The organism is Paenibacillus sp. MAH-35, assembly GCF_058135425.1.
This window is the reverse complement of record NZ_JBYUPU010000006.1, coordinates 202,626-218,240: the sequence shown is the minus strand read 5'-3', so window position 1 is coordinate 218,240 and position 15,615 is coordinate 202,626. Positions and strand designations below refer to the sequence as shown.

The window sequence follows — 15,615 nt, the reverse complement described above, 5'->3', positions numbered from 1 at the left end:
TGGTGAACGATATATTTGTCAGAACGTAGGGAGATTGTCGAGATTGTTGCTCGGATCGCCGTCGGCGTCTCCCCGAATATACGTTTCGCCGTCTCTTCCTTTAAATGCGTTGACGCCGGCGATCTGGCCGCCCTGCACTTCCGCCAAAGCCTGCTCGTAGTTCAGCGTACGTCCGGTCGACGTTTGGAAGGCCGTAATGTCTCCGTCCCCGTTTTTTTGCACGGCTACGAATGTTTCTCTTTCGTTATTCGAATTGGAGTTCATTTCCTCCGCCTCCTTTTTTTGATTTGCCAATCCTTATGTAACATTCCCGAATCCTGCTAATTTATTAGAACTTTAACGTTTCTTGAGGAAATCTATAGAATGTCCGTGTACCAATAGCCGGATCGGAGTGGTATTGTTGTGTTGGTATACCTCTTAACATTAAGACGGAGGTAATGTTATGCTGTTTGGCGTACTCATTGCCGTTTGTTCCGGGTTGTTCATCATCAGTTCAGTAATCGCCCACATCGCGGACAAACATAAACGCGTCGCCACCCCCGGCAAGCCGCCTCATCGCGAGCCGCTCGCCGGACTTGTAACGTACGACGTGTTTCATCGGCATATGGACGGCCTGCTGCGCGAGCCTTCTCCGGTCCTGACGGCATTGATCGATTGCAACGAAACCAACATGCTGGAGCAGTCCCAGCCCGATCCCGAAAGAGCTCGGCTGCCCAATCAAATCGCCGGTCTGCTGAGCGTTTCTTTCTCGGACAAAGCGGTTATTACACGTTACGGGGACGGCCGTCTGGCCGTTGTATTCGGAAGCGCCGGAGCGGCGGAGCTCGAATCGGTACGCCGGATTATCGAATCCGAAATTTCGAAGCTGACAGGCTTGCAGCTTTCATACGGATTCTCCTCGTCTCCCGACGACGGCACGACCCGCGAACAGCTTCTCGCCAAAGCGGAGAAAAACATGATTGCGATGAAGCAGGACATCTGGCTGAAGAGAGAAGTGATCATCGCCCGTTCCGAGCGGCTGCGAATCGTCGGCGAGCTCGCTTCCGGGATGGCGCATGAGATCCGCAATCCGCTAACGACCATTAAGGGCTTTTTGCAAATCTCCCGTTCAAACGGGTACAACATTGAGCCCTGGTATAACATGATTATGGAAGAAATCGACCGGATGTCCGAGCTTACGGCGGAGTTTTTACGATTTTCCAAGCCGAGCGCCACTCATTTCGTTCTGCAGCCCGTCCATACTTGCATTCAAAGAGTGATTTCGCTGACCGAATCGGAAACGACCCGTCTCGGACACCGGCTAGTATACGAAGCGTCTCACCCGTCTATCCAGATTTGGATGGACCCGGACAAGCTCGTCCAGCTGCTGCTCAACCTGATCAAAAACGCGATCGAATCGATGCACGAGCAAGGACAAGTGACGATTGCGCTTTTGCAGTCGGGAGCCTTTGCCGTCGTGGAAGTGAAGGATACGGGAACCGGGATTGCGCCGGACGAGCTGGACCAGATTTTCCAACCGTTTTATACGTCCAAAGATACGGGAACCGGGCTGGGGTTATCGATCTGCCATAAAATCGTCCAAGATCACGGAGGATTGATCGAGGTGGAAAGCGAGCTGGGCAAAGGTACGACGTTCCGGATCTCGCTGCCGTTGCCAGGCGTGCCGGAAGCGAACCGCACGGCGGTCCGTTCGGAGACGGACTAGTAGAGCCGGCTCCGAGGAGCTTTGCCAGGATGCTTAGTTCGCCTAGTTCGCATGCCCTCAGGGAAGCCGGCCGTATGTACCGCTTTAGCACGGAATGAAACTTGAATATTCCGCTGCTCCACAACAAGGCGCCCCGTTCAACGGAGCGCCTTTGTTGTCTGCCTTGCTTGGCGACCGGCCGTCTAGACGATCGTTTTGGTCATCCTCACATGAAGAATGCCCGCATCGTAAAACAGCTCCTCGGACACCGCCTCGTATCCGAGCCGCTCGTAAAAGGGACGCGCCGTTACTTGAGCATCCAGCAGCGAGCGGGAAAACCCGAGTTCACGAGCCAACTTCTCCAGAGCCTCCATCACGATACGTCCGTAGCCTTGCCCCCGCAAGGCGCTTCGGACCGCCACCCGCTGCATTTTGGCCGTCTGTGCGTCGTAGCGGATCAGCCTTGCCGTCGCCGCCGCTTCCGCGTCCGACAGGATCAGAATATGCCGGCATTCCGTTCCGAGCACATCCCACTGATCCACCTCGAGCTCCTCGGGAACCGACTGCTCCTTGACGAACACTTCCCTGCGCAAGTTCAGGCACCTCTCCAGCTGATCATTATTTTGTACCGTTATTGTCTCGATCATGGTCATCCTCTTTCTGCAGCAGCTTGTTGGAGTCTAGAACCGATTATACCAGATCGGGATCGCCCGGATCGAACTGCCATGGGGGCAAGTTAGAGGGCTCGCTTCAGCCACGCATCGACATCATATTACCCGAGGAGTACCGTCTCAACCCCCGGTAGAAAACAAACACGCCGACGGCGGTGACCAGCAGCGCCATGCCGGTCGCCCCGGCCAGAAACGTCCATTTCACTTCCCGGAGCAAACCGATCGGCAAATAGCTGATGAAGCCTGCAGGAATCACCGTGAATAAAACGAGCCTTCCCAGCCCCCGGAATATATCCGTCGGGTAGGTGGAAAAGGTGACGAAGCCGATAAACACCTGCTGCCCGATTCCTTCGGCGTTGCCTATGTAAAAGGCGAGCGACTGGGCGATTACATTAAAAAAGATGAAGATCGTCGTCGCAAGAGCGAGGCCGAAGCCGAATTTCAGCAATCCCGCAAGCGTATGGTCGCCGAACAACGCATACAGCAGCAAGCCGAAGACAACGTCGCCGATAGCGGAGACGGACATCCGGCTGATCAGAACGTGTAGCAGCACCGGCTTGGGCTGGGTCAAATACGTATCCAGCTGGCCGTTCGCAATAAGCGTGGACATCGCATAGCTGTTGCCGAACAACACGGCGGACAACCCGAAACCTCCGGCGCTGACTGCCCACATCATCATGACGTCCTGCAGCTCCCAGCCGTTGACGACCGGAAATTTGGTAAAATAAACGCCCCAATAAAAAATCCAGACTACGTTGTTCACCACCATCATGCCCGCCGTCAAAAAAAAGCTCATCCGGTATTCCATCGCTCCGGATAAATTAAGCTTCCAGCACGCCCACACAAACTTCAACAAATTAGCCGCCGTTGACATTCAGCTTCCGCACTCCTTTCCGGTAGACGAGCCCCGCTCCAGCTGCCAGCAGGACGACCCAGCCCCACTGGATCGCGATCATCCGGACCAGCTCCTTGGCATCGGGCAGCACCGCCGTCTTCGCCGCGAAATAAGCGATCGTCTGGAACGGCAGCCATTCGCTGACGCTCCTCAACGTATCGGGGAACATCTCCAGCGGCAGCAGCATGCCTCCTACCGTAAACAGCAATTTATTGTAGACAAAGTCAAGCCCCCGCGTCTCCTCCACCCAGAATGCGCATAACGCGATCAGCATCGCCATCAGGAAATTGACCGTAAAAGCCCCGATCATAACCGCCAGCATCATCGGCACGTTCCAGCCGGGCCAGCTCCAGCCGAACCAGATCGTGGCCAGAGCCGAACCGAGCAGTAAATTGACGACAACCCGGACCGCCGCTTCTCCCATGTAGCTGCCGTAATGCATAAGCAGATAGCTGGCCGGGCGGATCAGCTGGTAACCGATGTCGCCGTTTTTCACTTCAGCCTCTACCTTCGCGTTCAGCTTCGGCGAAGCCAATATGATCGATTCCGCGACAACCAGATACCAGATCATCTGCTCGAACGAATAACCGTTGATGCGGCTCTCCCCTACGCCCTCGAAGGTGACGGACCACAGTTGAAAAAAGATGTAAAGAATAACGAGCAGAAACAGGGAACGCATCAGAAAATCCAGCACGTACGCGAGATGATTCCGCACCGTCATTCGGGCGTAGGCCGCGTACTTCGCCGCTTTCCGGACTACAATCACGGCAGCGCCTCCCTTTGCGTATGGCTTGCGTATATATGCGAGATGACTTCTTCCATCGGCGGATCTTCGATCGTCACGTCGTCGAGCCGGTAGCGCCCGACGAGCTGCGCCAGCACCTCCTCGATCGACGTCCGCGACGTATCGACCGACAGCTTCAGCCGTCTGCCGGATCGCAGCAGCTGCTCTACGCCCGGATACGGGAACGACTCGGCTTCTTCCCGCAGCACGAGATCGATCGTCTTGCGGGTCAAATACAGGCGCTTCAGGCTGGACACTTTATCGTCCAGCACAATTTGCCCGTGATTGATAACGATCGCTCTGCTGCACAGCTGCTCGATATCTCCGGAGTCGTGCGACGTGAGAAATACGGTCATCCGCTCCGTTTCGTTCATTTCACGCAGCATCTCACGGATTCGCTGCTTGACCACGACATCGAGACCGATCGTCGGTTCGTCGAGAAAAACGACACTGGGCCGGTGAAGCAAAGCCGAGGCGATCTCGCAGCGCATCCGTTCGCCGAGCGACAGCTTCCGCACCGGGATATCGATATACGGTCCCAGCTCGAACCGTTCGATCAGCTCCGAGCGCCGTTTCTTATAATCGCTCTCCTCCAGCTCGTAAATCCGTCTCATCAGTTCGAACGTATCCGCGGGCGGCAGATGATACCACAGCTGCGATTTTTGCCCGAATACGGAACCGATCCGGTAAGCCAGCTTCTTCCGTTCCTTCCACGGACACAGTCCGAGCACCTCGGCAAAACCGGCCGTCGGGTGAAGAATGCCCGCCAGCATCTTGATTGTGGTCGATTTGCCTGCGCCGTTCGGGCCGAGAAATGCCAAAAACTCCCCCTTCTCCACCTCGAAGTCGATCGGGCTAACGGCTGTCTTCTCCGTATATTCCGGTTTAAACAGCGCCTGCATACTGCCCCTTAATCCTGCTTTCTTCCGCTTTTGACTAAACCGCTTCGTCAGTCCTTGCACCCGGATTGCTTTCACAGCCGCTCTCCCTCCTTAACGTTGTTGGTACGCTCTTCATCCGATTAAAGCACAAAAGACCCGTTGCAGTCCGCTCATCGTATCATGAGCCGGAACTTGCCACGGGTCTTTTATCCCTGCGGTGTAGCGCGATCGGTTATGGCCTGCGCCCGGCCTCGCTCGGTTCGCCGGCAAGCTGTTCTCCAGCCGCCGCGGATCCCTAGAGGCCCTTCCGTAATAATGCTATATCTTACCACGGCTTCTGACGACTGGCAATAGCGGTTTTGCAATGAATCCGACGTTCAGCACCCCGCTGCCGACCGCATTCGGACTTTTCCTCAGCTTGAACGCTCCGGCCTTCAACAGCCGCTTCACCCCCTCCGGCTTCAAAGCGGGATACCGCTGAAGCAGTTGGGCGGCGCCGCCGCTTACGATCGGCGTGGACATGCTCGAACCGGACAGTCTGAAATACAGGTTGCCCACCCGCGCAGACGGATTGTTCCGGTCGAGGGTCGATCCCGGCGCCCGCAGCGAGATGATGTTAACGCCCGGAGCGGTCAAGTCGGGCTTGATCCGGTTGCCGGCGGCTGGACCGCGGCTGGAGAACAGCGCAACCGTATCGTCCGCCTGTCTGATCGTACGGCGGTCATTAACCGCTCCGACGGTTAGCAGCAGCGGGCTGATCCCCGGGGATTCGATCGTTCGGGGATCGGGTCCCGAATTGCCTCCGGCCGTCACGACGACGAGTCCGGCTCTCCATGCCCGCTCGGCCGCCCGGCATATCGGATCGTCGGAGCACCGGGTTACGCCCGGCGAGCCGAACGACATGTTCACGACGCGAATATTGTATTTTTTACGGTTGCGCAATACCCAGTCAACGGCCGCGATGACGTCCGAGCTGTTCGCATCCCCGAACTTGTCGAACGCCTTCAAAATAACGAGCTTGGCCTGATCGGCCGCTCCGCGGTATTTGCCCCGGGAGCTGAACCCGTTGCCGGCCGCATCGCCCGCCACATGCGTTCCGTGACCGTTGTCGTCGTAAGTGCGGGTCCGGTGTCCCACGAAATCTTTGAAGGCTACGATCCGGTTGACCGGCCGGGTCAGATCCGGATGCGGGTAAGCTCCGGTATCGATAATCGCGATGGCGATTCCTTTTCCGCCAATTCCGCGTCGTTGCAGCGCTGTGGCACCCACGGAAGGCGTAGCGACATTTAAGCTGAGCTTCAGCTTGCTGTCCAAATGAATGCGAAGCACGTTCGGATGGCGGCACAGCCTGCGCAGGCATGCGACCGATACGATCGCCGACAGCGCGTATACCCGCGACATTCTCCGCAGCGGCTCGAACCGGTGGGCGTGAGTCACGACGCTGCGCCGTAAGGATTCGACCATCCGCAGCGAAGGCTTGCGGTCGAATTCGATGATGACGCGCAGCTTGCCGCTTGCGGAACGGCCCTCGTTCCGGCGGATCATACCGGAAACCGCTTTACGCAAAAGCGGGCTCATCTTCGAGCGTTTACGATGTGTGCCTTGCGGCTTCTCCATTCCCAACCTTCACCACCCGTATCGTTTCGTGCCGGATCGGTTCGTTCCGGCATGTAGAAAGGACAAAGCCGGAGCAGCAAGCCCCGGCTTCCATCCGCCGCTTCATTTCGCTTAACATTTACCGCGGCTGATGATGACAAGAAGGATGAACAGTACCAATATGATACCGGCCGAGCTGGCGCAGCCGTGAGTTTTCTTCGGTTCGCAAACAGGGGCTTGCACGTAGCTGACCGAAACGTGTTCATACGAAGGCTTGGCGATCGGCATCGGAGCCGGCATTGGCATTGGCATCGGCATCGGCATCGGTCCTGCCGAAATCGGGGCGACCGGCATCGGAGCTGCCATCGGTTTGAACCCGGTCTGCTTTGGCATATATTCCATTATTGCACCTCCCTTGTGTCCTGCAATCTACATTAGTCTATGGGGAAGCACCTACCCGGAACACGGTTAAACACCCATGGGCGTCAAATTGGTCGTGCGCCTACTTCTTTGAATGTTGCGGAAATTTGCACAGCCGATAAAAATGTAAAGCTGCGAACACCGCCGTTTGATGTCCGTATGAACAGGCAACAATGAAGGATGTGCCGATTTGTTCAACGTTTTGTCATAAAGTGAAGGAAAGGGCGAATGGATTTGAATTCCGAAATAGCGTATAATCTTGAAGTGACATTTTGTTCGAGGAGGACCACACATGTATAAATGGGTCATGTCCGCTCTGTTTTTCGGAGCTTGCGCATTCGGTCTGATTTTCCTGATGATCAGCGCAACGCCGGAGAAGAGCGAGGAAGATGTTGCAGCCGAATCGGGTACGCCGCAGTTAAAAATAACGGCCAGCAACTTCAAGTTTGATCAAGCGGAATACAAAGTGAAACAGGGCGAAACGATGAAAGTCGTATTGAAAAACTCGGAAGGCGTTCACGGCATCGAAATTAACGGACTTGGAGTTACCCTGCAAGGTAAAGATACGTCCAAGGAAGTTACGTTCGACAAACCGGGTACATACGAGATCGTATGCAGCGTCCCTTGCGGTGCCGGCCACGCGAACATGAAAGCCAAATTGATTGTTGAAGCTTAATAACGACGAAGAGAGGGACAGGTTCCCTCTCTTTTTTCATTCTATCTGAGCGTTTTCGATCAGCCGTTGCTCTGCGATATACCGCCGGAGCTGTTCCTTCTCGCTCTCCGTGAACCGGTATTCGCAGTCGCAGCCTTCGCTTTGCACGACATAATCGATCGGATTTCCGGTCTCGTCGCAAATGACCAGAGCCCCCGGCTCGGTCAAATCGTCCGGCCAGCGCTGCCCTTCCGGCTCGAGCCGCATATATATGTCCACAAAGGGCCCCCTTCGTTCGGCAAACGCCTGGAATGGACGAATCTCGGCTTCAAACATCAATTGTGCATTAAATTTAAACATCCCGACATTCCCTGCCTTCATGTTCGTGTATAATAAGAGGAAGGACGGCGCGTCCTCCGGTTCACACCGTCCGATAAACGAGAACTAGATTTGGAGAGTGGTGCTGCTATTATGAGCAGATTAACCGACGAGCACATTCAGGAGCTGCTGGCGACCCGCACCGGCTGGACACGCAAAGACGTCAAGTGGCTTATCAAAAAATACCGGTTTCCGCAATTTATGAAAGGCATCGAATTCGTACAGCAAACCGCGATGATCGCCGAAGCTCTGAACCATCATCCGATGATCACGATCGAGTATAAAGTCGTAACACTAAGCGTCACAACCTGGAGCGAAGGCGGCATTACACAGCTCGATATCGAGCTGATCGACCGCTGCGACCGGCTGTTCGGTTCGATGTGCGGGACGGATTAGCCGGTCGGGGAGTTGTCGCATAACGGTGCCGCTGGCGAGCGATCGGACAACGTCATCCGGCCGTCTTTCCCGTCCCTGGCGGGAATCCGGGTGAGGACGAGCCGCGTTCAAGACGGTTTCTCCGCAGCCGTGCCGCTCGCTTCCTTCGGCTTCAGCATGGAGAGCAGGAAGCTCGCTTCGTCCTCATCCCCCATCTTGCCCCAAGCCATCACCCCGTTCACATAACGGAGCTCAAAAGGTTCCGAGTGCCCTTTCACCTCATACTGTCCGGGAGGAAACGACTCGGGGGACAGCAAGTACGCTTTGGCCATCCAAATTTTCCGCTCCAGCATCTCCGCCTGGCTCGGAAACTCCGCCCGCCGCTGCTCCCGTTTCAGCAGCTTGATCTGCTCCTGTAGTTCTTCCTGATTCATCTCACTGTATCGTTTCATCTGATCCTCCGGCGTAGGCTAGCGTTTCTATGTTTTTCGTGCTGACGCTATTATATCATAATCGCAGGTCGGCAGACCTCCTAGGTCCGCCGGCGTTTCCATTCTTCGTATGTTTGGACGACCGGCAAAGGATCCGGCTGACTCGGCGTATATTTCATCGCGTGCGACGTATTAAACAGGACGACTTCATCGCTTGGGCGCAGCCCGTTCCGGTCCAGAAGTCGAAGGAACCCCGCCCACGCAGCCGCCCCTTCAGGCGATGCCGATATGCCGGACTTGCCCATCTCCGCCTGCGCACAGCGGATCTCCTCCGGGGATACGGCTACGGCGGTGCCGCCCGACTCGCGCAGCACTTGGACGATCATCTCGCCGTCCGGAGGCTCGGGAACGCGCATCCCTGTCGGATTGGAGCTGACGCCGGACGTGATTGGCACGAACGGTCCGCCCCGCTCCATATTATCGACTACCGGCTGGCAGCCTTGTTCCTGCACGCTGACCATCCTCGGCAAGTCGCCCATCAGCAAGCCGAGCCGCTTCAACTGCTTGAACGCGTTCCACATGCCGATCAGCCCCGATCCGCCGCCGGTCGGGTATACGATCACACTGGGGAGCTTCCAGCCGAGCTGTTCCGCGAGCTCCAGCCCCATCGTTTTTTTGCCTTCCGCCCTACCGGGCTCTTTCAGTGTGCCGACATGGTGCCAGCCTTGTTCCCGACCGCCGTCCTGAATAATGCGGCCCGCATCGTGAATGAATCCGTCTACGAGACAAGTAAACGCGCCATACAGTGAACATTCCGCTGCGATCAGCCCCGGACAATCCTTCGGCAGGAAGACATACGCTTCCATGCCCGCATAGCCGGCGTAGGCGGCTAGAGCCGAAGCGGCGTTGCCGTTGGAGTTCACGGCCACTTTCCGGATACCGTGCTCCCTGGCCACCGAGATGGCCGCCGAGAAGCCCCGCGCCTTAAAGCTTCCGGTCGGATTTTGCTCTTCCCTCTTGACCCACAGCTTGCGGACCGGCAGCTGCCGCTCCAGCGAATACAACCGGATCAGCGGGGTCCACCCTTCCCCCAACGTTACAATATGGTCCCTGTTCGCAACAGGCAGCAGCTCCTCGTATCTCCACATGGACGTTACGCGGCTTTGCAAGCTTTCCTTGGTCAGCGTCCGGCCGACCCATTCGAGATCGTACTCCACCGACAAAGTGCCGCCGCAGCCGCATTTCATCCCTTGTAAGTCGAACGGCTTCTGTTTCCCGCATGTTCCGCAAACCAAACCGAATCTCATCGCAGCATCCCCCCGTTCTCAAGCTTCCTTACAACGTATGAACCCCTGTACGAAAGTTCGAGGGTTGACGCCTATTCCTGCGCCAAATTCACCGATTCCCAAACGTTCCTGTGCGGTTGTGCATAGTCTGATGTTGAGATCGGCCGCAAGAATGACTACTCGTCGAGAAGAGAAAGGATCATTACGGCATGAAGAGATTGATGTGCAAAGGAAAAATCCACCGGGCAACCGTCACTGAAGCCAGTCTGGACTACGTAGGAAGCATTACGATCGACTCTCTCCTGATGCAAGCGGCGAATATCCATCCCTACGAGATGGTCCAGGTCACCAGTCTCCGCAACGCTACGCGCTGGAAAACGTATGCGATTCCCGGCACAGAAGGCTCGGGGAAAATCTGTCTGAACGGACCACCCGCCCATTTGTTCCAGCCCGGCGATCTGGTCATTGTGTTAAGTCTCGGCTTGTATGACGAAGAGGAGATCCGCAAGCTGGTCCCTCGGGTCGTCTTCGTCGATCCGGATAACCGGATTACCCGTTACGAGGATCACCCTTTATTTAATGAGACAGGGGAAGTGAACTGGAATGCGCTACAGCCGAAATAAACTGGCGAAATACCGGGTCTTGAAAAAGTCCTCGGAGTTGGCGTCCGCCCTTCCGTCAACGTATTCGATGACCAAAAGCCATTTTCAGAAACTGATCAGCCGGTACGGCAAAGTGATCGTCAAACCCTCCTCCGGTTCGGGTGGAATCGGAGTCATGTCGGTCGTCTCCCAGGGAGGCCAATCTTACAAGCTCCATCACGGCACAAGCAAAAAAAGGATATCCGGGTTAAGCGAAACCTATGCGTATATCAAGCGCAAAACAAAAGGCGCCTCCTACATCGTGCAAAAGAAAATCAGATTGGCTAAGGTGAACGGACGTCCGTTCGACGCACGTGTCATGGCGCAGCGCAAACGGGGCAGCTCGGAATGGGTGCTGACGGGGCAGCTGGCGAAAATCGCCGGGGCCGGGTATATCATCACGAATACCGCTCGCAGCAAAGGCAAAGTCGTTCCTCTCTCCGACGCGATCCGGAGATCCGACGTTCAAGGCCGGTCGGTTAGCGAGATTGAGCACCGGGTCGAGTCGATCGGGCTGAAGGCCGCCCGGCAGCTTCACAACTATTACCGGATTCGCACGGTCGGCCTGGATGTGGGGATCGATAACAAAGGGCGGGTATGGATCATCGAGGCGAACTTTCACCCGGCCAAGTCGCTGTTCTTGAAGCTGAAGAACCGGTCCATGTACCGGAGAATCGTCCGCTATCAAAAGTAAAAGCAAGCGCGCGCGGTACCGGATCGGCAAAAATAACCCGTGTGCTGCATAAATACCGTCCTCCTGGTGCAAACTCCCGTTAATACCGAGAGGAGGGATTTCCATGTACAACGAGGAACAAGCAGCCGATCACCGCGAAGCAGCCGTTAGCCTGTCTCCCGCTTCCGACTCGGATCAGCCCGGCATCGACTATTCCGTCGATTTTATTTACGGCAGCGATCAGAGTCAATACGTGGAGCAGCAACATGTAGATGAAGACGGTCCGACCGTGTCCGATTGACGCGGCATTTGTAAGAAGCCGTATGTTGGGGTTCTGCAAAGGAAGAAGTGAATCTCATCGCGCCGCACGTTGCTTCCAGCGTGCGGCGTTTTGCTGCAGGAGGGCGGTTGGTCGAGCGCCATAAGAGTCTCTGGCACCCTCTATTTCCCGACTTTTTGATAGATGGAAGCGAATAAAGGCGGTTTGTAGCTCTTATTTCAACCCGTTGACGGGGTCTGCACCCCTATGGCCAATTATAAGTGCTCCAAACCGCTGCTATTTCCCCGTCCATAGCGGGTTTTGCGCAAAATAAAGGCTACAAACCACTCTTATCGGGTCCGTTCCAGCTAATAGAAAATAGAAAAAAGCCTTGATATCTCAAGGCTTTCCTGATATGACCTGTAGTGGGCTCGAACCACTGACCCCTACCCTGTCAAGATAGTGCTCTCCCAGCTGAGCTAACAGGTCGTATTCATTAGCGACAAAAACTATAATACCAAGGATCGCCTATCATGTCAACCTTCGATTCTGTTTTTTTCTAAAAAATATCCCGGCTGCATAAGACGGCCCGATCCCGGTTATCGGCTGCATAACCAGATCAGCACGCCCCAGACCGGTGCCACAAGCAGCACGGCGAACAACAAACCTCTGACCGCAGAACCGTTACGCTCCATATCCTCTCACCTCTAGCCTAGGGTGATAGCAGTATATGATAGGAGCGGACGGATCATGTCATAACTGGAGTTGCGGCAGTTGCCGGCGGAATTCTGGATGAAGCACATCCGGGATATTACCGTTATTGGTGCATGGGTGCCGGTCCGGACCTTCCTTTGACTCTAAACGGCAGACTACTTCAGGAGAAGAACAAAATATCCGTATACGATCTCGAGCTCTTCCACCGATATGCCCAGCGCCTCCGCTTGCTGCTTATAGCTGGAGCTTGGCACATCCGATACGACTTGCATCAATTCTTCGATCTTCGTTAAAGGCGTCTGCGCCAAATTCGTATGTACAATCTGATACGAACGGGAATCGATACGCCGGACCAGGCCGAAATCGATCAGCCGATCGAGCCGATCGGTCGCAGACGGCACGGACGTTTTCAGCTCCGCAGCCAAATCTTTAAGCGTGATCCGGATCGTCCCGTCTTCGCCTTGCTTCGTTTCCAGGAAAGAAATCAGTTCTTCGGATATCGCGATCAAACTTTGCACTTTACGCGATACCCATTGCTTGTCAATAGTGTTATTCATACCGCTCTGCTCCATTACTCGATAGGTTGTTAGAAAAGCCTGCTCTGAAGCAGCATACCATATCCGGGAGTTTCGCTTCAATCTAAGAGAAGACGTATGTCTGCCACATCGGCGAAGTCGATCCAGCTGTATTCCCATTCGTTCTCGATTTTGATTCTTTTGCGTTCCTTATCCAGCTTGGTGATCCGTCCTTGAATGGTCTGCTCCTCCTCGTCTCCCCATACCGTCACGATCGCTTCGCTCTCTGTAAATAAAGCGACTGCAAGCGATCGAATGTTCTCTTCATACTGCCGATCGTCCAGGTCAGGCATCCGTCTTGCGGATGAACGGGCAGCCGTTGAACTATCGACAGCCATACATTCAACAGGAACTTTACTCATCGCGAACCCTCCGAATAAGAACATTTGTTCTTATATTATAGAGGAGGTATCAGGGGAAGTCAATCGTCCGCCAATAGGCAAAAAGCCGGATCGTCCATTGTCCGACCCGGCGTTTCTTCCAGCTTTATGGCATCGCATACACGGCGTTTTCCGCGAAATTCACTTCCTGGACATGAACGACATAATTTCCTCCCGGCCCTTCTACGGTTACCGAGTCGGCGACACTTCCCAACAACAGGCTGAGCCCGAGCGGCGACAAAAACGAGATCCGGTTTTGATCCGGATCGATATGCTCGGGAAAGGCGATTGTATACGTTTCCACGATAGAGTCTTCCGGAAATTCGATTTTGACGCTGCTGCCGATCAGCACAACCGATCGAAGCGATTCGTCGAGACGATCGTCGTTTCTGGACGTAACATCCTGCAGCTTGCGCTGGTAACGCTCGATCAGCTTGCGAAGCTTGACCCGGTCCTGACGGGCGGAATCGCTGTATTCATCTAAGAAAGAAGACACTTGCTCGTCAAAATAAACGAGCTGCCCGATTAAAGCGTCTCTTGTTCCTTTGGCATCACTATGGCTCATGGCAGCCATCACCTCCATACCGTGCTGCCGCGACGGGTTTGACGATCGGCACCGATAATCGTATCATCGCTTCATCTCCTCCCTCATATGGACAAACAGACCCCGATCCGGGGCCTTACACGCATTCTAACAAAAACGGGCTTGTCTGCCAATACAGAATATGCCAGGTATAGAAAGCAATTTTTCGGGACAGTCTAAGATTAGGTTTGGAATGATGGAATGATGGCTTTTGAGCGGAAAGGAGCAGCGACACTTGTCCACTCGCAACGAATACGAATACACCGATTTAAACGGCAAACCCGCTCTTATCCAAGAGATCGTTCAGCTGGAACAAAAATTGAAGCAGGAAACCGGACAGCCGGTAACTCTGATCGCCTATTCACCGGCCGATTCGTCTCTCGCCACAAGCACGGGCCATGCCGGCTTGAACGAATAAACCAACCAACAAACGCCAGATTGCGGAGCCACGCTTCCGCATCTGGCGTTTGTTCCGTTTCCAGCGAAACTCGCATTCTCAAAAAAAGTGGATAAACTTTGCAACATTTCTCCGGCGTTTCCCGTTTAGAAGGTTGATCGATCGATTGCACGATACCATCAGACGAAGAGGTGAAAGAAATGAAAAAACGGGCAACCTTCTTAATCTCCGCACTGCTAGCCCTGCTGATGATGCTGGGCGGCTCCGCTTATGCCTTCTCCGACGTACAAGGTGATCCTAACGAGGCGGATATCGCCGCGCTTCAGAAGGCCGGCATCGTCAGCGGCATATCGGCCGAGCATTTCGCCCCCAAAGGCAAAGTCACGATGGCGCAAGGCGTTGCGATGCTGGTTAAAGCTTTTGATTTGAACATCGATCATATCCGGTTTATTAAGAAACCGGAAGCAAGCGATTATTTCACCAACGTTCCTAACGACGCCTGGTACGCAGAAGCGTTCATCTATGCGCATCATAACGGCCTGCCGATTCCGAGGGACGCCGATCCGCTGCAAAACTTGACGAAAGAACAGTATGCCGATCTTTTGTTCCATGCGTTGACCGCCAAAAATGATTATGCGTTCATTAAAATGTATGTCATTCTGAAGGATGAAGCGGACGTCACCGAAGCCTACATGAACAGCATCCAGCATCTGGTGCTCGGCAAAATTACCGAGCTTGACGACGGATATTTTTATCCGAAACACGAAATTACGCGCAGCGAAGCCGCCCGTCTGCTGAACCAAGCGATTTTGTTCGCCAAAAAGCACGAACCGATCAAACCCGTTCCGGCGGTAGATCCGGACGTATCGCTGTCGGTTACGAAAGTAAACGACGATGTGAACAAAGTAACCTTAACCTGGAGCAACCGACCGCATCCCGGATACGGAATCTCGGTATCGAACATCGAGTTCACCCTTGACGGCCAAGCGTTGATCTCCTACAAGCTTCATCAGCCCGATCCGGATAAGATGTATCCGCAAGTGATCAGCGAGGCCAAAATCGACACCTACGTCGCCTCAACCTATAAGCCGGTGTTGCAGCCGGCCGCCGGATCGACTTCGTCTTCCGACGCGTTGTAAGATAAGCTTCACCCGGGAACTTCGGCAGAGCGGACGCTCTTGGCCGGAGTTCTTTTTTTGTTGCCGCGGGTTTAAGCTCAGGGTTTCAAGTTATCGAGGGGGATGAAATTGCAATTGCATTCGACAATCAGAATCTCGTCCTGTTTCATTTCAAAATTAAAATAAAACAGCAGCCAAGAATACTTCACTTCCAAGGCT

General features: G+C 54.6%; 21 protein-coding genes and 1 tRNA gene. 8 read left to right on the top strand and 14 right to left on the bottom strand.

Features of this window, described 5'->3' with window-relative positions; all coding sequences use genetic code 11:
• Nucleotides 1–18: 18 nt before the first annotated feature.
• Nucleotides 19–264 carry a DUF3892 domain-containing protein gene (locus AC3Y2E_RS08985; RefSeq protein ID WP_379209281.1) on the bottom strand — a complete coding sequence of 82 codons (246 nt, stop codon included), beginning with the start codon at nucleotides 262–264 and terminating at the stop codon, nucleotides 19–21.
• Between the two features lie 178 nt (nucleotides 265–442).
• On the opposite strand from AC3Y2E_RS08985, the gene AC3Y2E_RS08980 reads away from it, so the two are divergent.
• Nucleotides 443–1,705: an ATP-binding protein gene (locus AC3Y2E_RS08980; RefSeq protein ID WP_379209279.1), complete on the top strand. Its 1,263-nt coding sequence runs from the start codon at nucleotides 443–445 to the stop codon at nucleotides 1,703–1,705.
• A 182-nt stretch (nucleotides 1,706–1,887) separates the two neighbouring features.
• Here AC3Y2E_RS08980 and AC3Y2E_RS08975 read toward each other — a convergent pair whose 3' ends face one another.
• The 6 genes from AC3Y2E_RS08975 to AC3Y2E_RS08950 form a co-directional block, all read right to left on the bottom strand.
• On the bottom strand, nucleotides 1,888–2,331 hold the full coding sequence (locus AC3Y2E_RS08975; protein WP_379209277.1) for a GNAT family N-acetyltransferase: 444 nt from the start codon (nucleotides 2,329–2,331) through the stop codon (nucleotides 1,888–1,890).
• Nucleotides 2,332–2,434: 103 nt separating this feature from the next.
• Nucleotides 2,435–3,229 (bottom strand): ABC transporter permease, encoded by a 795-nt coding sequence (locus AC3Y2E_RS08970; protein WP_190926313.1) that lies wholly within the window; start codon nucleotides 3,227–3,229, stop codon nucleotides 2,435–2,437.
• The gene (locus AC3Y2E_RS08965; protein WP_379209275.1) at nucleotides 3,213–4,016 is read right to left on the bottom strand and encodes an ABC transporter permease; all 804 of its coding nucleotides are present in this window, start codon (nucleotides 4,014–4,016) and stop codon (nucleotides 3,213–3,215) included. The genes AC3Y2E_RS08970 and AC3Y2E_RS08965 overlap by 17 nt, the downstream gene beginning before the upstream one ends.
• Nucleotides 4,013–5,011, bottom strand: coding sequence for an ABC transporter ATP-binding protein (locus tag AC3Y2E_RS08960; protein ID WP_379209273.1), 999 nt, complete (start codon nucleotides 5,009–5,011; stop codon nucleotides 4,013–4,015). The genes AC3Y2E_RS08965 and AC3Y2E_RS08960 overlap by 4 nt, the downstream gene beginning before the upstream one ends.
• A 222-nt stretch (nucleotides 5,012–5,233) precedes the next feature.
• Entirely contained in the window at nucleotides 5,234–6,532 is a 1,299-nt protein-coding gene (locus AC3Y2E_RS08955; RefSeq protein ID WP_379209271.1) for a S8 family peptidase, read from the bottom strand.
• A 111-nt stretch (nucleotides 6,533–6,643) separates the two neighbouring features.
• Entirely contained in the window at nucleotides 6,644–6,913 is a 270-nt protein-coding gene (locus tag AC3Y2E_RS08950; RefSeq protein WP_379209269.1) for a hypothetical protein, read from the bottom strand.
• A 310-nt stretch (nucleotides 6,914–7,223) separates the two neighbouring features.
• Here AC3Y2E_RS08950 and AC3Y2E_RS08945 point away from each other — a divergent pair, with 310 nt between their 5' ends.
• Nucleotides 7,224–7,607, top strand: a complete 384-nt coding sequence (locus AC3Y2E_RS08945) for a cupredoxin domain-containing protein (protein WP_190926305.1) — start codon at nucleotides 7,224–7,226, stop codon at nucleotides 7,605–7,607.
• 36 nt (nucleotides 7,608–7,643) lie between these two features.
• Here AC3Y2E_RS08945 and AC3Y2E_RS08940 read toward each other — a convergent pair whose 3' ends face one another.
• The gene (locus AC3Y2E_RS08940) at nucleotides 7,644–7,865 is read right to left on the bottom strand and encodes a hypothetical protein (RefSeq protein WP_379209267.1); all 222 of its coding nucleotides are present in this window, start codon (nucleotides 7,863–7,865) and stop codon (nucleotides 7,644–7,646) included.
• Between the two features lie 192 nt (nucleotides 7,866–8,057).
• Here AC3Y2E_RS08940 and AC3Y2E_RS08935 point away from each other — a divergent pair, with 192 nt between their 5' ends.
• Nucleotides 8,058–8,360, top strand: coding sequence for a 4a-hydroxytetrahydrobiopterin dehydratase (locus AC3Y2E_RS08935; protein ID WP_332072955.1), 303 nt, complete (start codon nucleotides 8,058–8,060; stop codon nucleotides 8,358–8,360).
• A gap of 107 nt (nucleotides 8,361–8,467) precedes the next feature.
• Here AC3Y2E_RS08935 and AC3Y2E_RS08930 read toward each other — a convergent pair whose 3' ends face one another.
• Both AC3Y2E_RS08930 and AC3Y2E_RS08925 read right to left on the bottom strand, forming a co-directional pair.
• The gene (locus tag AC3Y2E_RS08930) at nucleotides 8,468–8,791 is read right to left on the bottom strand and encodes a DUF1811 family protein (RefSeq protein WP_379209265.1); all 324 of its coding nucleotides are present in this window, start codon (nucleotides 8,789–8,791) and stop codon (nucleotides 8,468–8,470) included.
• Nucleotides 8,792–8,871: 80 nt separating this feature from the next.
• Entirely contained in the window at nucleotides 8,872–10,077 is a 1,206-nt protein-coding gene (locus AC3Y2E_RS08925) for a threonine synthase (RefSeq protein ID WP_379209263.1), read from the bottom strand.
• 188 nt (nucleotides 10,078–10,265) lie between these two features.
• Between AC3Y2E_RS08925 and panD the strand changes: the two genes are divergently transcribed.
• The 3 genes from panD to AC3Y2E_RS08910 all read left to right on the top strand — a co-directional run bounded on the left by panD (nucleotide 10,266) and on the right by AC3Y2E_RS08910 (nucleotide 11,671).
• Nucleotides 10,266–10,679, top strand: a complete 414-nt coding sequence (panD, locus tag AC3Y2E_RS08920) for an aspartate 1-decarboxylase (protein WP_379209261.1) — start codon at nucleotides 10,266–10,268, stop codon at nucleotides 10,677–10,679.
• Nucleotides 10,660–11,391: a YheC/YheD family protein gene (locus AC3Y2E_RS08915; RefSeq protein ID WP_379209259.1), complete on the top strand. Its 732-nt coding sequence runs from the start codon at nucleotides 10,660–10,662 to the stop codon at nucleotides 11,389–11,391. Before panD ends, AC3Y2E_RS08915 begins: the two co-directional genes overlap by 20 nt.
• A gap of 103 nt (nucleotides 11,392–11,494) precedes the next feature.
• On the top strand, nucleotides 11,495–11,671 hold the full coding sequence (locus tag AC3Y2E_RS08910) for a hypothetical protein (RefSeq protein ID WP_379209257.1): 177 nt from the start codon (nucleotides 11,495–11,497) through the stop codon (nucleotides 11,669–11,671).
• 374 nt (nucleotides 11,672–12,045) lie between these two features.
• Here AC3Y2E_RS08910 and AC3Y2E_RS08905 read toward each other — a convergent pair.
• The 4 genes from AC3Y2E_RS08905 to AC3Y2E_RS08890 form a co-directional block, all read right to left on the bottom strand.
• Nucleotides 12,046–12,118 (bottom strand) — tRNA-Val (locus AC3Y2E_RS08905).
• Between the two features lie 380 nt (nucleotides 12,119–12,498).
• A complete protein-coding gene (locus tag AC3Y2E_RS08900) occupies nucleotides 12,499–12,900 on the bottom strand; it encodes a hypothetical protein (protein WP_379209255.1) in 402 nt (133 codons plus the stop codon).
• Nucleotides 12,901–12,977: 77 nt separating this feature from the next.
• Entirely contained in the window at nucleotides 12,978–13,280 is a 303-nt protein-coding gene (locus AC3Y2E_RS08895; RefSeq protein ID WP_379209253.1) for a YolD-like family protein, read from the bottom strand.
• Between the two features lie 124 nt (nucleotides 13,281–13,404).
• On the bottom strand, nucleotides 13,405–13,863 hold the full coding sequence (locus tag AC3Y2E_RS08890; protein ID WP_379209251.1) for a GreA/GreB family elongation factor: 459 nt from the start codon (nucleotides 13,861–13,863) through the stop codon (nucleotides 13,405–13,407).
• A gap of 253 nt (nucleotides 13,864–14,116) precedes the next feature.
• Here AC3Y2E_RS08890 and AC3Y2E_RS08885 point away from each other — a divergent pair, with 253 nt between their 5' ends.
• Both AC3Y2E_RS08885 and AC3Y2E_RS08880 read left to right on the top strand, forming a co-directional pair.
• A complete protein-coding gene (locus AC3Y2E_RS08885; RefSeq protein ID WP_379209249.1) occupies nucleotides 14,117–14,299 on the top strand; it encodes a hypothetical protein in 183 nt (60 codons plus the stop codon).
• A gap of 179 nt (nucleotides 14,300–14,478) precedes the next feature.
• Nucleotides 14,479–15,417 carry an S-layer homology domain-containing protein gene (locus AC3Y2E_RS08880; protein WP_379209247.1) on the top strand — a complete coding sequence of 313 codons (939 nt, stop codon included), beginning with the start codon at nucleotides 14,479–14,481 and terminating at the stop codon, nucleotides 15,415–15,417.
• The last annotated feature ends 198 nt before the right edge of the window (nucleotides 15,418–15,615 follow it).

Coding starts and splice junctions, on each gene's coding strand:
- AC3Y2E_RS08985 (WP_379209281.1), bottom strand. CDS start 264: ATGAACTCCAATTCGAATAACGAAAGAGAAACATTCGTAGCCGTGCAA.
- AC3Y2E_RS08980 (WP_379209279.1), top strand. CDS start 443: ATGCTGTTTGGCGTACTCATTGCCGTTTGTTCCGGGTTGTTCATCATC.
- AC3Y2E_RS08975 (WP_379209277.1), bottom strand. CDS start 2,331: ATGATCGAGACAATAACGGTACAAAATAATGATCAGCTGGAGAGGTGC.
- AC3Y2E_RS08970 (WP_190926313.1), bottom strand. CDS start 3,229: ATGTCAACGGCGGCTAATTTGTTGAAGTTTGTGTGGGCGTGCTGGAAG.
- AC3Y2E_RS08955 (WP_379209271.1), bottom strand. CDS start 6,532: ATGGAGAAGCCGCAAGGCACACATCGTAAACGCTCGAAGATGAGCCCG.
- AC3Y2E_RS08950 (WP_379209269.1), bottom strand. CDS start 6,913: ATGGAATATATGCCAAAGCAGACCGGGTTCAAACCGATGGCAGCTCCG.
- AC3Y2E_RS08945 (WP_190926305.1), top strand. CDS start 7,224: ATGTATAAATGGGTCATGTCCGCTCTGTTTTTCGGAGCTTGCGCATTC.
- AC3Y2E_RS08935 (WP_332072955.1), top strand. CDS start 8,058: ATGAGCAGATTAACCGACGAGCACATTCAGGAGCTGCTGGCGACCCGC.
- AC3Y2E_RS08930 (WP_379209265.1), bottom strand. CDS start 8,791: ATGAAACGATACAGTGAGATGAATCAGGAAGAACTACAGGAGCAGATC.
- AC3Y2E_RS08925 (WP_379209263.1), bottom strand. CDS start 10,077: ATGAGATTCGGTTTGGTTTGCGGAACATGCGGGAAACAGAAGCCGTTC.
- panD (WP_379209261.1), top strand. CDS start 10,266: ATGAAGAGATTGATGTGCAAAGGAAAAATCCACCGGGCAACCGTCACT.
- AC3Y2E_RS08915 (WP_379209259.1), top strand. CDS start 10,660: ATGCGCTACAGCCGAAATAAACTGGCGAAATACCGGGTCTTGAAAAAG.
- AC3Y2E_RS08910 (WP_379209257.1), top strand. CDS start 11,495: ATGTACAACGAGGAACAAGCAGCCGATCACCGCGAAGCAGCCGTTAGC.
- AC3Y2E_RS08900 (WP_379209255.1), bottom strand. CDS start 12,900: ATGAATAACACTATTGACAAGCAATGGGTATCGCGTAAAGTGCAAAGT.
- AC3Y2E_RS08895 (WP_379209253.1), bottom strand. CDS start 13,280: ATGAGTAAAGTTCCTGTTGAATGTATGGCTGTCGATAGTTCAACGGCT.
- AC3Y2E_RS08890 (WP_379209251.1), bottom strand. CDS start 13,863: ATGAGCCATAGTGATGCCAAAGGAACAAGAGACGCTTTAATCGGGCAG.
- AC3Y2E_RS08880 (WP_379209247.1), top strand. CDS start 14,479: ATGAAAAAACGGGCAACCTTCTTAATCTCCGCACTGCTAGCCCTGCTG.